The following is a 21,930-nucleotide window of genomic DNA, read 5'->3' on the forward strand; positions in this document are numbered from 1 at the left end:
AATAGAAAAATCTCATAAAAATTACAAAAAGGGATTGTTTTTTTGAAAAGACTGGGTAAATTTACTGATAGTGCGAATATTTTTACTGAAAAAGCCTGTCGATTTTTCGGCGGGTGAATTTCATCGATAAGGAAAACGGGATACTATGAGTGCGGTGATGGAGGGTGCCGTCATTCAGACGGAAAACCTGTCGAAGGTATACAAACGCTGGTTTCGTCCTGGAACATTTGCTCTGAACAACTTGACGATTACGGTTCCCCGCGGTTCGATCTTCGGGTTCCTCGGGCCGAACGGTGCCGGCAAGACCACAACCATCAAAATCCTGATGGATCTCATCAAGGCGACCAGCGGGAAGGCGTATGTGCTCGGTCGTCCCTCCTCCGACGTCGAGGTCAAGGCCAAAATCGGATTCCTGCCGGATTCTCCGGCGTTCAGCCCGCAGCTGACGGCGCGGGAATTCCTCAACATCTGCGCAAAACTGCTGCGTCTGCCCCCGGAAGGGCGCCCGGAACGGATCGAAGAGGTGCTCGAAACCGTCAAGATGGCGGATCATGCGAAAGATAAGATCGGTTCCTTCTCGCGCGGAATGCTGCAGCGCATCGGCGTGGCGCAGGCGATCCTCAACAAGCCGGAGCTGCTGATCCTCGATGAGCCGCTCCTCGGGCTGGATCCTTTCGGCCGCCAGGAATTTAAAAACATCATCCTCGAACAGCAGAAGCGTGGCACGAGCGTGTTTTTCAGCAGCCACATTCTTTCTGACGTCCAAGAGATCTGCAACCGGATCGCGATTCTCAACAAGGGCAAACTGCTCTGCACCGGGCCGCTCGATGATCTGCTCGCCTGCTCCGGGACCAGCGTGACCATCGCCCCCGGGCACGATGATATTCTTAAGGAGTTGATCGCGATGGCCGCCGGCACCGAGAAACAGCCCGATGGCGCCTGGGTGCTGAACCTCGGCCGCAACGGGGAGGCGGTGCGCCGGGCGGAGGAGCTGAGTGTGAAACATCCCGGAGCGCTGATGATCTCCGCCATGCATGAAAATCTGGAGGAGTTCTTCTTCCAGACGCTGGAGAAGGATCGTGCGGCGAACGGCGAACAGGAGCACGAGCAGGCGTAATTCGCGTTTTATGCGTTTATATATAGAAAGATAAGAATTTTAAAAAAGGTTGCTGAAAAACAGAAAAGAGCAAGGAAGGAATTATTAGATGAACGAATTGTTTGCAATTGCGGGAAGTACGTGGCGAAATGTGCTGCGGCTCAAAGTCGTGTATTTTCTGGTGTTCTGCGTGTGGGTGCTGGTCGCCTGCGCGCTCAACTATGACGTGCTCTCTCTCGGGCTGGAGAAGGAGCTGCTCATCGACGCGTCGCTGATGCTCAACACCGTCACGGCGGTGCTGATCGTGCTCTCGATGACGTTTGAAATTCCCCGCGAACTCAAGGAAGGCGTGGCGTCGACCATGCTGACCAAGCCGCTGGGGCGTACCAATTACCTGGTCGGGAAGATGATCGGAAACATCGTGGTCGGCTTCGTGCTCTGCGCGCTGGTGGCGGCCGGTTCGTTCCTGATCTTCCGTGTCTCCTATTCCGAGACGATCGGTCAGGCGATGCTGCAGAGCCAGATCATGGTGATTCTGTCGGTCATCCCGATGTCCGCGCTGGCGGTTCTCTTCGCCGTGCTGCTGCCGGAGGTGGTCGCGCCGGTGGTCACCGTGCTGGTGATCTGGTTCTCCTATTCGGTCGGCATTCTCAACATCCCGGTCATCTGCGGCGGAATCCTGCCTGACCTTGAACTTTTCAACTTCAAGGCGAGTGCGGTTTACAAGACGGTGATTCCGTGGAGCTATGTGGTGCTGGTCGCCCTCTGGGGCATCTGCTATGCGATTTTCATCGCCGCGCTGGCCAGCCTGGTGTTCAGCCGCAAAGATATCAAGTAAGAATCCGCTGGAGATAGATCTGCAATGAAAAAAAGTACGTTGATTCATGTTGTTGTCATGGTGGTTGCGGTGATCGCCGCTTCGCTGCTGGCATCCAAACTCACCGCTGATCAGCGGGCGCTGCTGCCCGAGAAGGCGACCATGAGCAAAATGCCGGTCGGCGGATTCCACAAGTTCATGGCGGATGTCGAGTGGATGCTCTTCATCAACTATATGGGTTCGCAGAGCACGGTCGATGAGACCAACATCGACGAGGTCACCCGCCGTCTGGAGCGCCTGATCGCTCTCGACCCGAACCTCGACAAGCTCTATCAGGACGGCGTCTCCTCGATCTCGGTCGCCGACCCCGAGAAGACGGTCGAACTGCTCAAGCGCGCCTGCGAGAACTATCATCTGCGCAACAACGCCGAGATTCCGTTCTACACCGGTTTCGTCATGGTCCAGTACCTCAAGCCGGCCAATTACAAGGATGCGCTCGACTACTTCAAGATGGCGATGCAGCGTTCCGGCGGCGGCCAGGACCAGAAGACCCACTACACCAGCTACTATTTCCGTTCTCTCGCCAAGCTGATGGCGATGGAAGAGAAAATGGATGAGCGGCTGGCGCTGGCGGAAGTCCTCTTCAAGGAGTGGCAGAACTCCCGCGGTTACAACGACTATGCCGGCAGCGGCGAGATGCAGACCCAGAACCTGAAGGAGCGTCTCTTCCGGGCTCTGAAGGACATCAAGACCCCGTCTGAGGACTACACTCCGACCAAGCAGGTGCTGGACCGCGCTTCGGACATCTCCAACAAGGTGTTCGCCGACAGCCATCTTTGCATCAACTGCATCACTCCCTACGGCCCCGGCGAGTCCTACTGCTCGAACTGCGGCGAGGCGGTCAAAGCCTGGGGTAAGTGCAAGAAGTGCCAGCGCACCATCGCCGGCGCCTCTTTCTGCCCCTACTGCGGCACTGCCCAGAAGAAGTGAGGCATCCCGTGCTTCGGCGCAGGAAAATTGGGAAAACCGCCGTCATTGTGACGGCGGTTTTTGTCGTTTCACTGGCCGGGTACGTGCTCTCTGACGCGGTTCTTCAACAGAATACGCTTCAGCAGGCCAAGCCGAATCGCGACGGCGAATACGGTCAGCTGGTCAACTGGCTGCCGAAAAGCGCCAAGCTGGCGATTGAGTACCGGGCCAAATACCTCTTCTTGCAGAACCGGATGAACCGGGCCCGCAAGATGGACCAGAAGGTGGATGCCATCTTCACCTTTGCGGACTACATCAAGGCCAAGGATCCTGTCGGCAGCGATACGATGCTGATCAGTGTGGTGACTGACCCGCAGTACAATGGTTCGCGCCGCGCCTACAAGTCGTTCGCCCGGCTGCTGCTCAGCAAGACGAGCAAGCGCCCGGTGACGATGGAGGAGTACCACAAGCATATCGCCGGCCTGCGGTGGGAGGAGGATATCTTCGATGCGTGGGTGGCCGGGCAGACGCAGCTCAATGCACTGCGGGTGCCGGATCCAGTCTACCTGAAATTTTTCGCTCCGTTGCTGGAACACCCGAAGCCGTACACCAACTACGATCGTTTTTACAACGATGTGGAACGGCGGGCGAAAAAGATCGGCGAGAATGCAATCGCCGCCAAAGCCGCGCAGATCAAAGCGGCGAACCGGGCCGGCCGGCGCTCGCTCTCGCAGAATCTGCTGCGTGCTCCGCTGGAGTATCGTGAGCGCTACAGCGAGGCGCAGGAGGGGCTTGCCGCCGCCAAAACGCCGGAGGAGAAGGTTTCCTGGTTGACTTCGCTGGCGACGATGACCCGCGACAAGGACGACGCGGAGAGCAACCGCCTGTTCGATCAGCTGCTCGATACGCCGGAGCTGAAAAATGCGAAAAATGCCTACATGCCTCTTTCGCGTCTGCTCCTCTACAACCGCAGCAAACGGAAAATTTCGATTCCGCAGTATCACGCGGTGCTGGAGAAAATCCAGGATCCGATGCAGCTCTATATGGCGTGGGAAGCCGGCATGCAGCAGCTGATGTCGCTCAAGGCCAAGCCGAAGACGATGCTGGAGTACTTGAGCCCGCTGCTGGATCGCGAGATCAAGTATCAGGACTACGCCGGCCTGTTCCGCGAGATCGTCAAGAATGCGGAGGCTCTAAAGGATACCGCGACGGCGGCGAAGGCGAATGCGTTTCTTACCAAAGTGCAGGAGACGTTCATGCCGTCGCTGATGATGGGCGATGAAGCGTTGGGTAACGAATAGGGACGGATGACGATGTGGGCTGTTGCTGAATTATCTTTGCTGAAAATGCGCGAAGGCGCGTTTTATCTGCTGATTCTGGTCGGGATTGCGGTCTGCGTGCTGGCCGATACCGCCGACCCGGTATCCGGGCAGGTGACGCGGGAGTCGTTGTTCGCCTATGCGTTGAGCGGGGAGTCGGTCAATGTGCCGCCGCTGACCATCGGAACCTGTGTCGGAATGCTGATCTGCATTCTGCTGGGGGTGTTCTACGGCTCCTCCGAGGTGCCGGGGGATATGAATTCCGGGTTGATCCTGGTGGTGCTCTCCAAGCCGGTCAGCCGGATGCGCTACCTGCTCGGGAAATATCTCTCGACTTTGCTGATGACGGAGGGGATCTTCATCGTGATCGAGGTGGTGCTGGTGTTGTCGCATTTCATTCTCGGCACCGGCGGCTCGTCGGATTATTCGCTGCGGCAGATTCTGCGGCAGTTCATTCCGCCGATGATGCTGATGCCGCTGATTGCGATCACGGTGACCTTTTCAACGGTGGCCGGCTCGATGGGGTCGATGGTGTTTACGACGGTCTATCTGCTCTTTTCGGCGGTGATGTCGTTCATGCCGCTGACGCTGGCGCTCTTCCCGGAGGGGATGATTCCGGGGCTTGGCGTTGCGATGACGGTGCTGCACTACTTCTTCCCGAACCTCATCTCCTACTTTCAGGAGAGTGTGCATGGGGCGTTTCTGGTGTCGGCGCTGGTGCTTTACACCATTTCTCTTACCGTGCTTTTCCTGTTGCTTGCCATCTGGCGCATCCGGAAAATGGATCTGTCGCCGCTGCACTGAGTGGAACGAACGGCGGCCCGGAGGATGAGTTTCCTCCGGGCCGTTTTATCTCTTGAAGTCTGCTTTTCTGCGCTGTTCTTTACGACTGCGGTGGAGCCGCCGCAGTTCAGCGGAGCTTTCCGGCAGCGCAATGCCGGCGGGTTTCCCCGGTGAATTGTTGTATGTGCGTCGCACATTTCCCGTCGGTTGTTTTGTTGCAGCAACGATTTTGCAGGGAAGGAAATAAATGGCGGATGTGTAGACGAAAGCTGTTGTGTGTCAAATTTTCATACTTCTTTTTGTTGTCAAAGAGAGTAAGCTCCCCCTTTTAACGGGGGGAGATTCCGGTGTTTTCTTTAATTTCATGAAAATCCAGCGGGAGAAAAAGTTCCGGAACATGGAAGTTCAGGCCGGGACACTGTGGAAACGAGGAGGGCTCCCGCGCCGCGATGGAGTTTCCGTAATTATGACGGGCAAACAGAACGGTCCAGCCGGTCGCTCCGGTTTGCAGGGGAGAACCGTATTTCGCCAGCTCTTTCAAAGGAATCCGCGCCTCTACGGTCCAGGAGCGATCCCGGTCGGTGTGATTGTTGACGGTACCGTCATTCCACACCGCCACCTCGAATCCCGGCATCGCCTGCTGGGGGAAATAGTCCACCAGCTCCCACATGCCGCAGGCCGGAATCAGCAGACTGGTTTTGCGCCCGAGGGGGGTGATGTGAAATTCAAAGTACTGTGGGTGATCCCGGTGTTTCAGGAAAATTTCCACCACATCGCCGTATTTCCACTGTGGTGCCTGATCCCGGTCCCGCCGGGCGACCTGATCGCCGTCTTCCAGCTCGAATCCGATGTAGAGATATTCTTCGTCAAACAGCAGCCGCACGGTGGCCGATTCACAAAGAACTGGTCCCAGCTGGCGGAGTCGATCCGCAGCCATGCTCCGGGGGCGGAGAAACGAGTAACACGACGCATGCCGCCAGGAGTCTTCATTCAGAGAGCCATCCAGCTGAATGGTGGCGGCCGTCTTTTTGACAATCACCTTCTGCAGTTCCGGTGTCGGATGCATCATGCACCCGGCGACCGGAAGCAGGAAAAGCCAGAAGATTTGTCGCAGTCCTGTCATCGTTGCCTCATTTCCATGGAATGTCATACCAGCCGGATGGCCAGGCGAAATTCCGCATATTTCCCTCGCCGTGCGTGTAAATTCCGCCGCGGTAATGCAGCGGAAGCTCCCCGCGCATCATGCGCATGACGTCGATGTAGCGAAGTTGCATCATGAGTCGTCCCTGGCCGGGGATGAAGCCTGCGCCGACGGAATTTATGACGGAGGCGTAAACCGGGTAGACCCAGAGGCCGTCCTTGTTCTGCGAGTTGGTCGCCATTTTCGCCAGGGATTCGGTGATCCGACGCATCCGGTCCAATGCCGGCTTGTCCAGCTTCGGTTCCCTGACCGGATAGACCATGGCGGCGAGCAGGGCGCGGAAATTTGGCACGGTTTTGTCCGGAACCGGTTTTTTGCCGCGGCGGAACGAGGCGTATTTCGCCATCTGTTCCGCATCGTCGAGGAGATAGACGTGATCCATGTGAGCCAGAACCGGCCGCCCGGTTGAAATGTCATAGTAGGCGAAGCATTTTCCATCGGGGAACTTTTTCTGGAACCATTCCGCGGTGTTTTTCAATGCTTCGCGATAGCGTTCGTCCCCGGAAAGGCGGTAGAGCGTCACCATCGCCTGCGACGCGTGGCGCGTGCTCTCCCAGGAGAGTGCGGGCGGTTCGAAATGGCGCGCCCAGATCGGTTTCAGATTCCGGTCGTACTGGTCCGCCCAGCCGGACACCGCACCTTTGAGCTGAGCTTTCAACAGCCATTCTCCTGCCCGCTTGACTGCATCGATGTATTTGCGCTCCTTGGTCAAATGGTACATGAGGATCATCACGTCGATCGCATCGTTCATCGCGAGGTCGTTGATCTCGCCGCCCTGCGGGAGGCCGCGGCAGGTTCTGCCGACCTTCGCCTCCATATCGTAGTGGTGCGACCAGCTGCCGTCGGGATTCTGGGCGGAGAGGTAAAACTCCCCACACCTCTTCATCGCCTCCAGATACTGTTTCGTCCCGGTGAGCCGGTACATGTAGGCGAGCAGATAGAGTGGATGGCTCTGGCAGCTGTCCTGAAACTTGTATTCCGGTTTATGTGAACCGCATTCGATCCGGTTCGGGCCGACCTTGTAGAGATAGAGCCAGGCGCCTTCCGGAGACTGGGCGCGCACGTAGAAATCCGCTGTTTTCTTTGCGATGTCCAGCGCGTGGTAATCCTGAAGCAGTTCATAAGCGTAGGCGAACTGCGCCGCGACGTAGGCGCTTCCGCGGGATTTGTCGTTGGTGATGATGTCGTCGTACTGGAGCAGCTGCCGCCCCTGCGCTTCCGCGCCGAGGAATCCCGGATAGGTGTAGACGTTCTGCCACCCGGCATTCATCCGCTGCAGCGCGGCAAGGGTGCTCAGCGTTTTGCGAACCCCTTTTTCCGTTCTGGCGAGCAGATCGGGAGGCGGAGGCAGGCTTTTCCATGCAAGAAGATCGGCATATCGGCAGGAGGCGATTTTCAATTCGTCAAACTTCATACCCGGAATGGAGAGTCCATCCGGACAATTTTCCGGGCGGATGGCGCCCCCCAGCAGGAACAGCAGAAATTCCCGTTTGTCCGTCTGTGGAATCGCCAGCTTCCCGGAGCGCCCTTTGCCGTTCAGCGCGATGAATCCCTCCTGCTTCTTCAAATCCCAGCCGGCAGTAACGGTTTGCCATTCTCCCTCCGAAACCGCATCCAGAGGAATCGACACCTCGGAGATCAGGCGAAAATCCTCCGGCTTATCCGTTTCGCTACGGTCGCCCGGATACATGTAGAGCAGATTCCGGACCGCGAGGGAAAGTCGGTTTTTTCGCTTTACGATGTCCATGCTGTAAGATTCCCGCAATGCGGAGAACAGCGTCATGCTTTCGTCCTCCCTCCAAGCCGGGCCGCGGACCCGGAACTGGATCACCGCCGTCTCCGGATTCAAATTGCTTTCACCCCGGTAATGAATCTGACCGCCCGGTTCGGTGATCTCGATCCCTTTTCCGGAGAAGCCGGGGACCGATTTCACCCCGAATCCACCCGCCAGAGGTGACGAGAGGGCAAAATCCGCATCCAGCGGCTCCTTCTCCCAGGAGGCTTGCAACGAGGTGAAGCGTTCCGGGAACGGTTCATTCAACAGAGATTGCGGCAATTGAAATTCCGCTGCACACAGTCCTGCCGCGGCAAACATCGGAATCAGCAATTCAAGATATTTTTTCATAAAATTCTCTCCTGAGTGAAAGTGAAAATCAATTGTTGGGGTAAAGAACGCGATCCAATCCGGCGATGTCAATCGCATTAATGGCTCCCTTCGGCTTGCCGGCAACGTGACCGTCCGCCCAGAGAATGTTATTTCTGCCGCCGGCATGAATGGCTCCGACGACGTAGGTCACCGTGCTGAGATTGAAATAGTGTTTGATGGAGAAGGTGGTATCCTTTGCCGGCGTATTGGCCTCGCAGAGGTAGATGACCTTCGATGGATTTTTGACCTTTCCGCGCCGCAGCGGACGCTGTGTCGGCAGCCCTGTCCCCAGTTTGTCATTGTTGCTGAGGATCCCATTTACAACATAACTGAAATGGTTCCATGAGAAAACATTACTGGAAGATGCATAGTATAGTTCCCGTGACTGACTCGGGCAGCAGTGTACCGTATTGCCTTCGCGGTGCCATTGGTCCAGCGTTGTCTGTGTGATGTTTTTCACGAAGAACATGGAGAATGGAGAGGCCGCATAACGCCAGTCTTTCAGTCGCGGTTGAGTGTCCTGCGACATCTGTTCAATCGGAATAAAAAAATCGTTGTAAGTATCTGAATAATGGCTTGCCGATTGGAAAAGTTGACGGAGGTTTCCGACGCAGGAGACCTCCCTGCCTTTTTCTCGAGCCTTGCTCAGAGCGGGAAGCAACAGGGCGGCGAGGATTGCAACGATCGCAATCACGACTAATAATTCAATAAGTGTAAAACAATTTCTCAAATTGGTTTTGCGGAAGAAACTTCTTCTCATGGCATCCTCCCTTTGTTCTTCAAGCTGTTTTCCGTTCAGCGTTTTTGATTTCAAGAAACGTTCTGACCGCGTCGGCCAGTTTTTTCAACGATTCTTCCAGCGGTTTTCTCCTGTCCCGGATAATCTGGCGTATGCCGTTCTGGATCAATGTAGTTAATTCCGGAGAATCCAGGTTGTATTCCGCTGACATGTGATCCATCTCCGAAAGAAAGAGCAAATCGCGTTCGTCGGTCATATCGATTGTCTTGCAGGCGGAGGATTTGCGGATCGGGATGCCGTATTTTTCCTCGGCGATATAATCCTGCACCTTCTCCGAGAGCATGAAAGCGAGGAAATCGCGGATCATCTCCGGATCGACACACTCCTTACGGACGCAGAGCAGGTCGGTTGCCTGCGCCATCAGGTTTTTTCCGCCGGGCATGCGGGGCAGGGGAACCGCGCCCCAATCGTCAAATTTACGATGTTTGAAGTAGCAGAGCGCTTCCCGCTCCGACAGCAGAAATGCTGTTTTCCCGGAGACGAAGGAGTTGAAGTGCGAGACGAGAAGTTCCTGATTCTCCAGAACTTCGGCGAGTTCGCGAACCGCGCGGATTCCAGCGATCGTCTCCGGCGAATCGATTCTCACCGGATTGGCCGGATCCTGTTCCAGCAGCGAACCGCCGCAGCGGAATACGAAATTGATCCAATAATACGAAATGGAGTGATAATTCAACAGTATTCCTGGAGGGATTGTCCGCTTCAGGAGGCGGAGCGAATCGGTGAAATCACTCCATTGCCAGCCGTCCCGTGGTTCCGGGCAGCCATTCTGTTTCAGAACGCTCCGGTTGTAGAAGATTACCCTCGGGGAGAAGATGAATGGTACGGCGAACATGCTGCCATCCGGATTCCGGAAGGATCGGAAGGGGAAATCGAAAAAAAGCGAAGCATCCGGAAACAGTTCATTGAAATATGGAGCAAGATCCAGAAATTCGTTGCGGTGTGCCTGCACATACAAGGTCGGCTGCAATTCAAACATCCCTTTGTCGAATCCCCGGCAATAGCGGATATCCGGCAGTTTTTCCGCCAGCAGTTTTCTGAATCCGGGCAGCCAGAGGAGGTCTGTATCCGTTTTGAACACGATGAAATGGTTCGGCATCAGACAATCCTGCCAGCCTTCCCGTACCACGGATCCCTGCCGGCTGATGGAACGCAGAATTCCGGCATTTGACAGTACATTTACTGCATGCTGGATGATCGCGAAGGAAGCGCCGACCTCCTGTGCAAGTTTCCGGGCCGCTGGAATCGCTTCGCCCACTTTGTATTCTCCCCGCTCAATCCGGTCAAGAATATAATCGCATGTCTGTGAAATCTTGTCTTTCATCGGTTCTGTCCAGCTGTTTTGTGCACTATAATTATACGACACTTTCCTGATTATGTCAATAGGGGAAGAGAAAAATTTTGAAAAATTCCAGCAATTTTTGATGTTACGAAAACATGGAAATTGATGCAAATGCTTTCTTGACATCTTTGGTTTGGCCCATCCGCCCAGCGTAAAGAGGGGGATGGCACAATTGTCGAAATCGTTTTCCCGTGTTATATTATAAGGAAAAACCATTCGAGGTCGGTATGGAGCAGGAACGGAAGAACAAAAGGAGCATTTCACCGCTGGAGCGGGCGATGCGGCTGCTGAGCGTCCGCTCCTATTCGGAGCAGGAGCTCATGCTGAAACTCCGGCGGGCGGGGGTGGCTGACGCGGAGGCACGGGCCGCTGTGGCCGAGTGTCGCCGCCGCGGCTATCTCAACGACGAACTGCTCGCGGAGGATTTTGCCCATGCGCTTTCCGCGCGCGGGAGCGGCGCCCGCCTCATCCGGATGCGGCTTCGCACCCGCGGGCTCGCGGCGGAACATGTCGAAGCCGCGCTCGAAAAGACCGCCGATCTTGAATACGAGGCCGCCCGCCGCGCCCTCGAATACAAACTGCGTATGCTCTCCAAGGAGAGGGATCTGCGAAAAAAGCGGGAGAAGGCGTTTCGTTTTCTGGTCAGCCGCGGCTTCTCCGGCGCCGTCATCCGCGAGCTCTTCAGTAAAACCGACTTCGGCAATGCTGCCGAAACGGAGTTTGACCCCTTCGGCGATGCGGAATGTGACTGTTTCGACGATGGCGACGACGGAACCGGTTCCTGCTGACCGGTTGCTTTTTCTCTGCAAAAAAACGATCCCGAGGCCTCTTGCTTTCCCTTTCTTATGCAAAAATTGCATAAATGAGACAATTTTTACTATTCTACTATTGACATTTGCAGAAAATCGAGTATAATTATAGAGGAAGCAAAAAAAGGTGTAGAAAAATGGCTGTATCGAGAACGAGAAATACCAATGGAACATCGGGGGTGCTGGCGCAGGTGGCGCTCCGGGCCCGGGTTTCGACCGGGACGGTGAGCCGTGTATTCAACAACAGCGCGCTGATTCCCTCGGAAACCCGGAGCCGGGTGCTTTCGGCGGCGCGCGAGCTGGGATTCCGGCCGCGGGTCGGAGTCCGGAACAAGCAGATCGCGCTGGTGACCGAGCCGCCGTACAAGACGGTGATGGGCGGATACGTCAATACGCTCACGCAGTACATCTGTTTTGCGCTTTCGCGGGCGAATGCCGGGATCAATCTGATCACCGAGGACCGGATCGGGAGTCTGGCCGATTGCTGGTTCGACGGCATCATCGGCATCGCCTGGGAGCCGGAGACGATTGAAATGCTGCGCAAACTGCACAATCTGCCGATCGTCTGGCTCAGCGACGATCAGAGCGAATATTTTCACGCCATCTATGTGGACTGCCGTGCGACCGGCCGCATCGCCGGGGAGTATCTCTTCAGCAAGGGACACCGCCGGATCGCCGTGATTCACGAGCCGGACTACACCGGGAACGGCCGGGCGGACGGCGTCGGCGACGTGCTGCGGGCGAATGGATATGATCCGGAGGAGTACCTCCTGAAGTTCGCCAACACGCTGCCGCTGCATCTCTCGGTCAAGCAGATGATCGACGCCGGGTGCACCGCGGTCTGGGTGACCGGCGAGGATATGAAGGCGCTCGAAGTGAACTGGCTGATTCAGGAGCTGGCGGGCAAGCGGGTGCCGGAGGACATTTCGCTGATGGCGTTCGAAAATCCGGGGATCTCCGAATTCCAGCGCCCCTCGCTGACGACCATCGCGAGCCCGCTGCGGGAAACCGCGGAGAAGGCGGTGGAACTCGTTCTCGCGGACGAACTGGATGGACTTCAGAAAATCGAATTGAGCAATACGTTGATCGAACGGAACTCCGTAATCGCTTTGAAACCCGAATCAAGGAAAGGTATTCATCATGTCGCGCTGTAACAAGGAGGGTCGGACACCAATGAAAAAGCATTTTACCTTGATTGAACTCTTAATTGTAATTGCAATCATCGCCATTCTGGCGTCGCTGTTGCTGCCGGCGCTGAACAGTGCGCGGGATAAGGCACGGGATCTCTCCTGTGTCAACAATCTCAAGCAGATCGGCACCTACATGACGATGTATGTCGACATCAACCAGAACAAATTCCCCAAGTACAACGGCAACTGGGGCGGCGGCTACGACGGGCATGGAAAGTGGCAGGATGTGCTCTACCGAATGACCAAGCCGAATCTCAACACAACCGATCAGATTCATTACGACCGGCCTGCGGCTGAAGTTAGAAACAAAGAAGATGTCATCAAGGGTGATAACCGGCCGAAAGTTTTTTTGCCTGTCCAGCGATGCCGGAAGCGCTGCCTTCCACTAAGGGGATTTCCATGCATTATTCTCCCAATTCGTATCATACCAATCCGGATATTGCCGAACATAAAGGTTCCTGGAATTGGTCACAGAATACTCATGGACCGAACTTCCTGCTCTCCTCGATCAAGCATCCTTCCAACAGGATGATTGTGATGGACACCGCTCGGGAAGATTCCAACCCGGAGGTTGGAGGTCGCGGAGATATCGGTAATCTCTCCCGCTGGCGCCATCAGAAGAAGCAGGGAATGAATGTTCTTTTTGTCGATGGACACAGCAAAATGATGAAATATAATCAAATCTCCAACCCCGGAAGTAAAGGCATCGGTAACAAGACCAAGGATCCGAATGGCTTCTGGGCTGACTGGCAGAATTAATTGATCTTACTCCCAGCAAACAGGAAAGGAACTGCAAGATGAGACACAATTTCACCCTCTTCGAACTCCTGCTGATCGTCGGAGTTGTCGCACTCGCGGCGGCAATGATGCACCCGATGCTCTCCGCGGCGCGCGCCGCGGCGGAGGAAGCCGGATGCCGCAGCAACCTCTCGCTTTTCAGCAAGGCGTCAACCTCCTACAGCAACGACAACGACAACTGGGCGATCACCGGCTACCTCGGTGCGCAGACCGGCAACTGGTTCCACGTCTTCGAGAGATCGTACGGCGTCAACAAGGATGCGTTCCACTGCCCGGCCGATGCGAACTACTCCTTCAGCTCGAAGGGGCTCAACTACGGCCTGAACGTGCTCACTTTCGGCGAAACCTTCAACAACAACCAGAAGAAGGTCCCGCACAAGGTCGATGAGATTTCGAAGTTCGGCCGCAACGACAAGCTGATCATGTTCATCGACACCCCGCCGGTCTGTGCCGGATACAACGGCAAGATCCGTCACGGCGGCGGTCAGGGCGCCTATTATGAATCCACCTCGCCGGTCGCGCCCTACAACTCGGCTTCGGCCTACTATCCGGCCTACGTCCGCCACTCGGACAATGCCGAGGCGATGATGTTCGACGGCCACGTCGAGACGCTCTCCGTCCGTCAGCTCACTGACGAGCGTGACCAGTACACCAATCCGCGGGTCGAGCAGTGGCGCGACGGCAACCTGGCGCTCCGCGGCAACGTGAAGTAATCTCCCGGAATTTGTGAGGATATGATGAAGTTGCTGAATCTCTGGTGCGGCCTCCTTGCCGCCGCGGTAATCTCCGTGGGCGCGGAGGAGCTGCCCTACAAGGCGGATAATGTCTCCGCCAAAGGTTCCGGCAAGGTTGCCGTAAACGGCCGGGAGATCCATCTTAAGATCGACGACCCGCGCGGAACCTCCGGCGTGCGGATTGCCCCGCCCGGCAAGGGCGGCGTCTGGGATATGTCCAACTACAAGGTGCTCGCCGCCGACATTGAAAACCTCTCCAAGGACCGCCAGATGCGGCTGGTGATGTTCATCTCCAACGGCTCCTGGCCGAATAAGGACTTCAAGGAGAGCTACGTCGGCATCGCGCTGAATCCGGGCGAGAAGCGCACACTGCGGATGGAGCTGCCGCATGCGAAACGTTTCCACTTCCCCAAGGGGGTTCCCGCGCCTGCCGCGATTGACACCACGAAGGTGAAGGCGGTCGAGTTCTACATGCAGTGGCCGTTCGAGCCGAAGAAGCCCGGGCTGGTCGACTGCCGGATCAGCAACCTCCGGCTGGAGGAGCCCGGCGCGGTGAAGGCGGCGCCGGAACCGTTCTTCCCCTTCATCGACCGGTATGGTCAGTTCGTCCACGATGAGTGGCCGGCCAAGATCCATTCCGACGCCGATCTGGTTCGCAACCTTCAGGAGGAGGAGAAGGAGCTTGCCGCTTCGAAGCGGCCGGCGGAGTGGAACCGCTTCGGCGGCTGGAAGAATGGTCCGCAGCTGGAAGCGACCGGCAACTTCCGCGTCGCCAAATACGACGGCAAGTGGTGGATGGTCGACCCGGAGGGACGGCTCTTCTTCTCGCACGGCATGGATGTGCTGACCACCTCCGGCAATGCGATCCGCTGTGCCGGGCGGCCGGAGTGGTTCGCCTTCCCGGTCGGCAACGAGAAGGAGATCGCCTTCAACCGGCGCAACCTTCAGATCAAGTACGGCAAAGAGGATTACGAGCCGGATTTCTTCCGGACCGTCAGCCGCCGGCTGGAGCACTGGGGCTTTAATTCGATCGGCGACTGGGGCGACTTCCGCCTGATCGCGCTCGGCAAAACCCCTTACACGATGCAGCTTACCGACTACGACTGGAAGATGCCGCGGGTCGGCAAAAGCAATCTCAAGTTCTACGATGTGTACGACCCGCGTTATGTGGCGAAGATGCGGACGCTGATCCCCGATCTGGCGGAGAAGCATCCGGAGGTGCTGCGGTCGCTCACCGACCCGATGTGCATCGGCTACTTCATCGACAACGAGCTCAACTTTGGCAACCGAAAACCGCTGGAACTCATCCGCGCGGTGCTCGGCAGTCCGGAGAAGCAGTACATCAAGCGCGAGTTCATCGGTGATTTGAAGCGCAAGTATCACACGATCCACAAGCTCAACAAGGCCTGGGGGACGGAGTACGCAAACTGGAACGCGATGCTGCGGAGCACCGAGGTGCCCAAAAAGCAGACCGATGCGTACCGCGCCGACGGCAGGGCGTTTCAGGAGAAGACGATCGACCGCTACTTCCAGATCTGCCGCGATACGGTCAAATCGGTGGCGCCGCACCGGCTCTATCTCGGATGCCGTTTCATCAGCACCGACAGCGTGATTCCGGAACTGTCGGCGGCGTCGAAGAAGTACTGCGACGTTCTGACGGTCAACATCTACGCGCATTCGCCGGCCAATCTCGGTGCTGCGACCTTCCCGGATATGCCGGTGCTGATCGGCGAGTTCCATTTCGGCGTGCTCGATCGCGGCATGTATTCGCCGGGACTCTGCCCGGTCGGTGTGGATCAGAATGACCGGGCGACGGCCTACACCCGGTTCCTGCAGGGCGCACTGCTCCATCCGCAGATTGTCGGCGCGCACTGGTTCCAGTACCGCGACCAGCCGCTGACCGGCCGCGGCGACGGGGAGCGTTACCAGATCGGCTTCGTCGACGTCGCCGACACCCCCTATCCGGAAATCTGCCGCGCTTCGCGTGAAGTCGGCGAGAACATGTACCAGTACCGGATGAAAGGGGAAGCGAAAAATCAGATGAAGTAAGATCGAAGCCCCCTCATATCCGGCCCTCCTGCGTCCGACCGGCGCGGGAGGGCTGTTTTGCTTTTCCGCGCCGGTCCATGCGGGAATCTCGGGGGGCGGCGCGGAAAAGCGTTTGTTTTTTGCGTTCTTCCGTGATATAATAAAAGAGGTATATTCAAGACGATAAGCGCATGGAACGTCGGGCGGCGGAGCGGTTCCTGGGCGGGGAGCCCGGGCCCGGCGGGGATTCCGGGGGACTGCCTGTTTCCGGCGCAGAGGATGACAGATGCATACGGAATGGCTGCTTCGGATCGACCGCTGGCTCGGCGGAGTGCTTCTGCTGTTCTGCCGGAGGTGGCGGCGGCGGAACCCGCCCGCGCCGGTCCGGACGATTCTGATTTTCAAATTCATGGGCGGCGGCTCGATCACCGTGGCCGGACCGCTTCTGCTGGCGCTTCGCCGGAAACACCCCGATGCCCGGCTGGTGCTGGTCTGCACGTCGCAGGTGGCGGCGCACGCGGAACTGCTCGGGCTTTTTGACCGGATTGAAGCGGTTGACGACCGCGGGGTGTTCCGTCTGGCGTTTTCTCTGCTTGCCATGTTGTACCGGTGCCGGAGGATGCGGCCGGAACTTTCGGTCAATCTGGAGGTCTATTCCCGGGTGGCGGTGTTCTGCAGTGCGCTGGCGGGAGGGCGGTTCCGGAGCGGATTTTATCTGGAAGACGAGGCGTTTGCGCGCCGCTGCTGCGATGCGGCGCTCCCCTTCGCGCGGCGGGGGCGGGTGTTTGAATCGTATGATGCGCTGGCGGGGGCGCTGGCCGCGCCGTTGCCGGAGCCGGAGGCGTTGCGGCAGCATGTCTGCGCCGGAATTTCCGCTTCGCCGGAGGAGACTCCGGTGCTGGTGGCGGCGCCGTTCTGCAGTGCCCTGAGTTTTCTGCGCCGCTGGGATTTTGCCGCCTGGGGGGAATTTCTCGCCGGGTTTCTGGCGGCGCATCCGCAGTGGCGGGTGCTGGTGATCGGGGGGCCGAAAGATGCGGCCCACGCGCAGGAGATCCTCGCCGCACTGCCGCCGGAGCTGGCGGAACGGGCCGTTTCCGGTTGCGGTAGACTTTCTCTGCGGGAGTCGGTGGCGGCGATTCACCGCTCGTCGCTCTTCGTCGGCATCGACAGCGCGCCGCTTCACTGGGCGCGGCTGACGGGGCGGCGGGTGCTCAGCATCTGGGGAGCGACCGAGCCGGAACTTCTGCTGCGGCCATCGCCGTGGCTCGTCGAAACGGTGATCCGGGTGGAGGCGGCCTGCTCCCCGTGCGTGCACGCGGTCGGGCGGAGCCGCTGTTCCGGCCGGGCGGAGTGCATGGCGGCGGTCGCGCCGGAACGGGTGCTCGCGGAGGCGGAGCGACTGCTCCGGCGGACGGAGCCCGGCATGTGTCAAGTTGCATTATCCATGAAGTGATCTCAGGAGGTCGTGATGTTTGTTCCGCTGGCGCTGGTGCTGTTGGTAACCGGTTTGTTCTGGCTCTGTTCCACATCCCGGAGCGCGGAGCCGGGTGGTCCGCTCCCGGCGAAGGTGCGCTTTGCGGCGTTCGGGCAGGCGGGGGTGCTGGCGCTGGCGGCGGGCGGGTTCTACTGGCGGACGATGCAGCTGGAAGCCGAACCGTACGGGGACTTCATCGGCGGTTTCCTCGGCGTCTCCGGCATGCCGAAAAGTTTCGAGTACACAGCTGAATATGTCGGACTGGCGGTCTTCGGTGCGGCGGCGTTTCTGCTCTGTCGCTGGTACCGGCGCCTCGCGGCGGAGCCGGGATACGCGGCGATCGTCGCCCGGCTCGGCTTCTATTCGCTGCTGCCCGGTTTCGTCATGGCGGGGCAGGCGGTCACGGTATCTTCGCTGGAGCCGTTGACCACGCTTCCGGCGCTGGCGGTACTGCTTCTTCTTCCGGCGCTGGCGGTGATTCCGACAGGGGACGCCGCCGCGGCCTCCCGCACGGCGGAGCGCTGTTATGGCGGACTGCTGCTCTTCCCCTTTTCGCTGGCCGGGATCCAGTTCTTCCAACAGCGGGTCTGGGAGGGGGGGAGCTCTCTGGCCGGAATCCTCTACGCCGCGGTGCTTGTCCTGATGCTCTGGCTGGTGCGGAAAGATTCTGCGCCGCGCAACTGTGACCGGTTCTTTTTCATTGCCCAGCTTGGAATTCCACTGCTTTTTCTCTACCTGCTTCCGCCGCCGTTGCAGCGCCGCGACGGCAGCTGGTTTGATCCGGGGTTTCACTGGACACTCTCCCTGCTGGCGTGGGTTCTGGCCGGAATCGCCTGGTGCGCGCTGGTGCGGGCGTTCCGCCGTGCGGCCGGAGGGAACTTCCGGGTGCCGCTGCCGGTTCTGCTTGCCGTGGCGGCGACTCTGCTGGCCGGCGGCGAGGGGTGGCCGGCCATCTGGCAGGATGACTATCACAACGGCGAAGTGGCGTTGCCGTGGTATCTCTGGCAGACGATGGGGTGCGTGCCCTATCTCGACTACATTCCGTCGCGCGGGCTGATCAACTATCTGCCCGGATTTTTCACCTGGCTCTTCCAGGGGCACGACATCTCGCTGCTCGGCACCGGGCAGAAGCTGGCGAATCTTGTGGTGCTCGCGCTGTTGCTGGCGCCGCTGCGCCGCCGGTGTGGAACGGTTGCGGCGTTTCTGGCGGTTCTGGCGATCTCCGACCTGGGGTGTGGAATCGGCGCCGGGCTGACGGTGGCGATCGCCTTCTTCTTTTTCCTGACCGAACCGGAACGGTATCGCAACCCGGTCCGCTGGCTCTGGTGGTTCGGTGTGCTCGGCGTGATCGGAATCTTTTACTCGCTGACCGACACGGCGGCGATGGTGCTGGCAATGTCGCCTCTGCTGGTCCGGCAGCTGTGGCGGGCGGTGACGGAACAGCGCCGGGCGTTTTGTCTCTCGGCAGGCGCGGTTGCGGTTGCGGCACTGCTGCTTCTGCTGACGCCGTTCTACCGGATCATCGGCGGAATGCTGTGCATTCTGCTGGAGCAGACGGGGGTCTACACCCTGGCGCACTGCGTGCCGTGGATGGGTTCCCGCGAGCTTGATGTCGCGGTGACGCAGGGGCTGTTCTGGCAGTTCGTGCGGTTCGGCTGGCTGGGGGTAGGGGCGATGGCGCTCTTCTTCCTCTTCCGGAAGCGGCGGGGAACGGTGCGGGATGAGCTCCGTTTTCTCGGCAGCTCCTCGATTCTCATTCTGGCGGTGTTGCTGATTCAGCGGGCGGGGGGCCGGATTGATCTGGGCAGTACGTCGCGCATTTTCGCGGTTTCCGGGCTCTATGTCGGCATTCTGGTGCCGTGGCTGCTGCCGGGGCTGGTGCGGCGCAGGACACTGCTCGGCTGCTGGGCGGTGGCGCTCGGATTGTACGGACTGCAGTGCGCCGACTGGCGGAACCTCTGGAACAACTGCACCGAAACGGTTGTGGAACCGGAGAACGTCGTCAACCTGGAGGCGGCGGGATTTCCGATGCTCGGGAGGGCCGCCTCGATCCAGCCGGACCATCTGGCACATCTGGTCGGCACGAAGGCGTTGCTGGACCGGGTGCTGAAGCCGGAGGAGAGCTACCTTGACATGACCAACAACGCCACCGGCTACGCCTATTTCCGCCGCCGCCCGCCGGTCTCGTATCCGGCGTGGAACTACGTCGCCTCGCGCCCGCAGGTGGAGCGGATGGTGCGGGAGGTGAAGGCGGCAAAGCCGCTGCTGGTGCTGGTGAAGGGGCGCGACGTCAACTTTTACGAGGGGCGGCTGCCGTTCCGGGCCCATGCGCTCTACCGGTATCTGCTGGCGGAATATCTGCCGTTCCGGGATACCGGCGGCCGGATCTGGATGATCCGGCGCGGCGCCGAGGCGCGGTTGAAGGGCGTCCCGCAGGTGGACGCCGCCTCGATCGGCGACATGGCGCTGGCGGCGGAGGCGTTTCAGGATCCGAAAATCGACGCCTATCCGTTCACGTGGGGGGCGTCGCTGGAGCGGCTGGCTCCACACCTTTCCGACCCGGTTCCGGCGCGGGCCGCGGCGGGGAAACATCTGCAAAATGGCGGCGGCGGACTCTTCTTCGCACAGCCCGGCGGAGCGGAACTCCAGCTGGAACTCCCCGCCGGGGCGTCGGGAGATTTTCTGCTGCTCGAATTCGACCGCCCGATCATCGGCCGCGATTTCCGGGTGCTGTGGGAGGATGTGCTCGCCGGCAAGGGGCAGCCGTGGGTCGAATTCTGGGGCGGCTCCCATTGCTATCTCATCCCGCTGGATAATTCCCCCAACTGGCTGTTGTCGCCGTGGAAGCGGAATATCCGGGTGAAACTGCCCGGAGCGTTCGCCGGTGAATTCCGGCTGCTCCGGGCGGAGTTTCTCCGTCGTCGCTGAGCGCCGGTCAGCTGAGCAGATCGCCGCCGATGCCGACAATCCGGACCGAGAGCGGAATCTTCAGCCCGGCACGTTCCATCGCCTGTTCGACGATGGTGACGGTGCCGCCGCAGCAGGGGACCTCCATCCGCGCGACGGTGATCGACCGGATCCGGTGGCGGCGGAAGATCTCCGCAAGTTTCTCCACATACTCTTCGGTGCTGTTGTCCAGCTTCGGGCAGAAAACGACGAGGATTTTCCCGTCGAGCAGCTCCCGGTGGAACCCCCCGAATGCGTGGGCGACGCAGTCGGCCGAGATCAGCAGATCGGCGTCATCGAAGTATTCCGCGGCGGGATTCAGAAGCTTGAGCTGAACCGGCCACTGCCGCAGGGCGGAGGGGCTCGCCGCCGCCGGAGCGGAATTTGCCGCCGGGCGCGGCGCGAGACGTCTGGCCAGAGTGCCGGGGCAGCCGCAGGGGAGTTTGCCCGCCTCCCGCAGATCCGGCACCGGCAGGTTCTGTTCCCGGAGACAGTTGACTGCGGTCTCCAGCAGTTTGAATTCGCCGTGCTCCTTGAGGTGCTTCAGATGCGCCTTGATGGTGTTGGGGCCCTGACGGATGATGTTTTCCATCACCTTGCGTTCGTCGTAGGGTTCCGCCTCCCGTTCGACGACCTGAATGGCGCCCAGGGGGCACTCCCCGATGCAGGCGCCGAGCCCGTCGCAGAAGAGGTCGCTGACCAGCCGCGCTTTGCCGTCGATCAGCTGGAGCGCGCCTTCCGGACAGTTGGGGATGCACTTGCCGCAACCGTTGCACTTTGCCTCGTCGATCTGGATGATTTTTCTCTTCATAATATCTTCTCCTCTCGTTGTGTCGAATGATTTCCGTTCAAGTCAGCTTCCGGGTGCCAACAGGATTCTCAGGACGCGGATCAGCTCCTCGCCCTTCTCCCGCAGGTCGAATGCACCGCCGGAGAGCCCCCACTGCTTCACCAGCAGCCGGACCGGACCGAAGACCAGCCGGAAGAGCATCTCCTCCGGAATGTCCGTCCGGATTTCTCCGGAAGATTGTGCCTCGCGGAAGTGTTTCCCGAGCTTCTCCCGATGGCGGTGCATCATATCCAGCAGGAGCCGGGCGAACTCCGGCTCTTCCATGAAAAGCTCCTCGGCGAAGAGCACCTTCGCCAGCGGGGGCTGGGCCGCCACCTGGGCGAAGCGGCTTCGGGTGAACGCGGCGACCGCCTCGAAGCCGGTGCGTTCCGGTGACGGCTCCGGAATCCCCCGGTCGAATTCGCCGATCAGAGTGCGGACGATCTCCGCTTTGTTCCGGAAGTGGCGGTAGATTGCCGGTTCGGTGAGGCCGAGCCGGTCGGCCAGATTCCGGATGGTGAGATTTTGGATTCCGCCCGCGGCGATCAGCTCCAGCGCCGTCCGGACGATCTCCTGCTGTCGTCTGGTGAGTTCCATGATCGTACCTTTCTATGTTAGTTATCATTCACTAACAATAGAAACGTTTTTCAAAA

General features: G+C 59.0%; 19 protein-coding genes. 13 read left to right on the forward strand and 6 right to left on the reverse strand.

The annotated features are described in order from the left end of the window. Positions 1 to 145 precede the first annotated feature (145 nt). From ACMLHG_RS06930 to ACMLHG_RS06950, 5 genes are all read left to right on the forward strand, one after another. Positions 146 to 1,117 (forward strand): ABC transporter ATP-binding protein, encoded by a 972-nt coding sequence (locus ACMLHG_RS06930; RefSeq protein WP_295807196.1) that lies wholly within the window; start codon positions 146 to 148, stop codon positions 1,115 to 1,117. 88 nt (positions 1,118 to 1,205) lie between these two features. Then, complete coding sequence (locus ACMLHG_RS06935; RefSeq protein ID WP_294432767.1) at positions 1,206 to 1,934, forward strand: hypothetical protein; 729 nt, start codon at positions 1,206 to 1,208, stop codon at positions 1,932 to 1,934. A 24-nt stretch (positions 1,935 to 1,958) separates the two neighbouring features. Then, positions 1,959 to 2,903 carry a zinc ribbon domain-containing protein gene (locus tag ACMLHG_RS06940; RefSeq protein WP_295807192.1) on the forward strand — a complete coding sequence of 315 codons (945 nt, stop codon included), beginning with the start codon at positions 1,959 to 1,961 and terminating at the stop codon, positions 2,901 to 2,903. A 47-nt stretch (positions 2,904 to 2,950) separates the two neighbouring features. Continuing rightward, complete coding sequence (locus ACMLHG_RS06945; protein WP_295807189.1) at positions 2,951 to 4,183, forward strand: hypothetical protein; 1,233 nt, start codon at positions 2,951 to 2,953, stop codon at positions 4,181 to 4,183. 12 nt (positions 4,184 to 4,195) lie between these two features. Continuing rightward, a complete protein-coding gene (locus ACMLHG_RS06950) occupies positions 4,196 to 5,005 on the forward strand; it encodes a hypothetical protein (RefSeq protein ID WP_294432770.1) in 810 nt (269 codons plus the stop codon). 307 nt (positions 5,006 to 5,312) lie between these two features. Here the strand turns inward: ACMLHG_RS06950 and ACMLHG_RS06955 are convergent, their stop codons facing one another. From ACMLHG_RS06955 to ACMLHG_RS06970, 4 genes are read right to left on the reverse strand one after another with little or no spacing between them, the layout of a single operon-like run. After that, positions 5,313 to 6,107 carry a carbohydrate-binding family 9-like protein gene (locus ACMLHG_RS06955; protein ID WP_417170014.1) on the reverse strand — a complete coding sequence of 265 codons (795 nt, stop codon included), beginning with the start codon at positions 6,105 to 6,107 and terminating at the stop codon, positions 5,313 to 5,315. A 7-nt stretch (positions 6,108 to 6,114) separates the two neighbouring features. Next, positions 6,115 to 8,310: a pectate lyase gene (locus ACMLHG_RS06960; protein WP_417170015.1), complete on the reverse strand. Its 2,196-nt coding sequence runs from the start codon at positions 8,308 to 8,310 to the stop codon at positions 6,115 to 6,117. Positions 8,311 to 8,338: 28 nt separating this feature from the next. Beyond that, complete coding sequence (locus ACMLHG_RS06965) at positions 8,339 to 9,091, reverse strand: prepilin-type N-terminal cleavage/methylation domain-containing protein (protein ID WP_417170016.1); 753 nt, start codon at positions 9,089 to 9,091, stop codon at positions 8,339 to 8,341. 19 nt (positions 9,092 to 9,110) lie between these two features. Further along, positions 9,111 to 10,451 (reverse strand): extracellular solute-binding protein, encoded by a 1,341-nt coding sequence (locus ACMLHG_RS06970; RefSeq protein WP_417170017.1) that lies wholly within the window; start codon positions 10,449 to 10,451, stop codon positions 9,111 to 9,113. 245 nt (positions 10,452 to 10,696) lie between these two features. On the opposite strand from ACMLHG_RS06970, the gene ACMLHG_RS06975 reads away from it, so the two are divergent. The 8 genes from ACMLHG_RS06975 to ACMLHG_RS07010 all read left to right on the forward strand — a co-directional run bounded on the left by ACMLHG_RS06975 (position 10,697) and on the right by ACMLHG_RS07010 (position 20,430). After that, positions 10,697 to 11,257 carry a regulatory protein RecX gene (locus tag ACMLHG_RS06975; RefSeq protein ID WP_417170018.1) on the forward strand — a complete coding sequence of 187 codons (561 nt, stop codon included), beginning with the start codon at positions 10,697 to 10,699 and terminating at the stop codon, positions 11,255 to 11,257. Between the two features lie 158 nt (positions 11,258 to 11,415). After that, positions 11,416 to 12,432, forward strand: coding sequence for a LacI family DNA-binding transcriptional regulator (locus tag ACMLHG_RS06980; RefSeq protein WP_417170019.1), 1,017 nt, complete (start codon positions 11,416 to 11,418; stop codon positions 12,430 to 12,432). Positions 12,433 to 12,451: 19 nt separating this feature from the next. Beyond that, the gene (locus ACMLHG_RS06985) at positions 12,452 to 13,000 is read left to right on the forward strand and encodes a DUF1559 domain-containing protein (RefSeq protein ID WP_417170020.1); all 549 of its coding nucleotides are present in this window, start codon (positions 12,452 to 12,454) and stop codon (positions 12,998 to 13,000) included. A gap of 5 nt (positions 13,001 to 13,005) precedes the next feature. Beyond that, positions 13,006 to 13,227 (forward strand): H-X9-DG-CTERM domain-containing protein, encoded by a 222-nt coding sequence (locus tag ACMLHG_RS06990; RefSeq protein WP_417170021.1) that lies wholly within the window; start codon positions 13,006 to 13,008, stop codon positions 13,225 to 13,227. A gap of 38 nt (positions 13,228 to 13,265) precedes the next feature. Then, entirely contained in the window at positions 13,266 to 13,979 is a 714-nt protein-coding gene (locus ACMLHG_RS06995) for a type II secretion system protein (RefSeq protein ID WP_417170022.1), read from the forward strand. A gap of 21 nt (positions 13,980 to 14,000) precedes the next feature. After that, complete coding sequence (locus tag ACMLHG_RS07000) at positions 14,001 to 16,049, forward strand: beta-galactosidase (protein ID WP_417170023.1); 2,049 nt, start codon at positions 14,001 to 14,003, stop codon at positions 16,047 to 16,049. 265 nt (positions 16,050 to 16,314) lie between these two features. Then, positions 16,315 to 17,481, forward strand: coding sequence for a glycosyltransferase family 9 protein (locus tag ACMLHG_RS07005; RefSeq protein WP_417170024.1), 1,167 nt, complete (start codon positions 16,315 to 16,317; stop codon positions 17,479 to 17,481). A 15-nt stretch (positions 17,482 to 17,496) separates the two neighbouring features. Next, a complete protein-coding gene (locus tag ACMLHG_RS07010) occupies positions 17,497 to 20,430 on the forward strand; it encodes a hypothetical protein (protein ID WP_417170025.1) in 2,934 nt (977 codons plus the stop codon). 7 nt (positions 20,431 to 20,437) lie between these two features. Here the strand turns inward: ACMLHG_RS07010 and ACMLHG_RS07015 are convergent, their stop codons facing one another. Together ACMLHG_RS07015 and ACMLHG_RS07020 are read right to left on the reverse strand one after the other, a co-directional pair. Further along, entirely contained in the window at positions 20,438 to 21,259 is an 822-nt protein-coding gene (locus ACMLHG_RS07015; RefSeq protein ID WP_417170026.1) for an ATP-binding protein, read from the reverse strand. A 42-nt stretch (positions 21,260 to 21,301) separates the two neighbouring features. Continuing rightward, positions 21,302 to 21,874 (reverse strand): TetR/AcrR family transcriptional regulator, encoded by a 573-nt coding sequence (locus ACMLHG_RS07020; protein ID WP_417170027.1) that lies wholly within the window; start codon positions 21,872 to 21,874, stop codon positions 21,302 to 21,304. Between the last annotated feature and the right edge of the window lie 56 nt (positions 21,875 to 21,930).

Source organism: Victivallis sp. (assembly GCF_048170485.1).
Lineage (GTDB): Bacteria > Verrucomicrobiota > Lentisphaeria > Victivallales > Victivallaceae > Victivallis.